Raw genomic sequence first — 1,229 nt, 5'->3', positions numbered from 1 at the left:
TTGCCGCGGATCGTCGGACGGTTCTTTCGTCGAGCCTTTTCCGGCAAGTAGGTGGGAACCGTCCCCGGGTCTTTCGCGGCTTTGTTTCAGCGCACCTCTTCAGGCTAGACACGAAAGTTTACCCGGTCTCAACGCACCATCAGGAGCATGCAATAGGAGGTAGAGTAGGCGGGGTCTCATGCCGCCTGGTAGCGTTTAGGTCAGGACAGTCCGTTATACTGCCCCTTTCGTCTGGCAGTGCCTTAGTATCCCGGCCGTGCGCTACTGGCCTAGCAGTTGTATCCCCTACCCCTCATCGAACCGTACGTGCGCTATTAACGCATACGGCTCTCCGTAGTCATTATTCACGGAGCTCACGCAAAGATTCTTACCCTGACATCGTAAATATTCACAAATATACGGGGTGTAGGCAGTGGAAATTTCTTGAGAAATAGCCTGAATTTTTCCCAATCAAAGCTTTTCCTCTGGCTGCGACGGTTTAGCCATTTGAAGAGTAGCTTTTCTACCTCATAGAGGAATTTATACAGCATCGGAGCATTGTCGGTTATACCATAGTAGCGGTAGTTTCCCCATAGCTTGGGTCTGATTAGCCACCAAATATACGGGGCAGGCATGTTCCTGTGCTTTTTAAGCCACTCTTTGCATCTCAGAATACTAGCTCTGTATTTCTTGCTGCTTGTCTTCCGCTTCACTCTGAACTTGCCTCTTTTGCTCCGGCTGCAGTAGTGGGTGAACCCTAGGAAGTCAAATGTCTTGGGCTTCTTTCCCCCTGCTCGACTCCTGGCCTCTGCCTGTCGTCCAAAGGTTATTATTGGCTCTTCTCTTCAGCTATCTCCAGGTTGAACTTCTTCAGCCTACTCTGCAGTGCATTGTAGAACCATCGGGCATCTTCTTCATACTGAAAACAGCATACGAAGTCATCTGCATATCTGACCATGTGGGCTTCTCCTTTGCAGTGCTTCCGCACTGTGCTGTAGAACCACACGTCCAGTACGTAGTGCAGGTAGACATTTGCCAGTATCGGTGACACTACTCCCCCTTGCGGTGTCCCTTCTGGTGTACCGTAGCTTACTCCTGCCTCTACGATTCCAGCTTTGAGGAAGCGTGCGATGAGTCTTAGCATGTTTGGGTCTGCTATGTCGCAGTTTTAGGCATTCCATCATCCATTTGTGGTCTACGTTATCGTAAGAAACCTTTAATGTTCCGCATTCAACTTAATTGTATGTTTA

The 1,229-nt window shown here is 49.3% G+C and carries 2 protein-coding genes; both read right to left on the bottom strand.

Features of this window, described 5'->3' with window-relative positions; all coding sequences use genetic code 11:
* Nucleotides 1–353: 353 nt before the first annotated feature.
* A complete protein-coding gene (locus tag SSCH_RS19135) occupies nucleotides 354–692 on the bottom strand; it encodes a hypothetical protein (RefSeq protein WP_052835443.1) in 339 nt (112 codons plus the stop codon).
* A 116-nt stretch (nucleotides 693–808) separates the two neighbouring features.
* Entirely contained in the window at nucleotides 809–1,123 is a 315-nt protein-coding gene (locus SSCH_RS19130) for a reverse transcriptase domain-containing protein (RefSeq protein WP_052835442.1), read from the bottom strand.
* Nucleotides 1,124–1,229 lie beyond the last annotated feature (106 nt).

The organism is Syntrophaceticus schinkii, from assembly GCF_000946815.1.
GTDB classification, from domain to species: Bacteria; Bacillota; DSM-12270; order Thermacetogeniales; family Thermacetogeniaceae; genus Syntrophaceticus; species Syntrophaceticus schinkii.
This window is presented reverse-complemented; position numbering and strand designations above follow the sequence as displayed.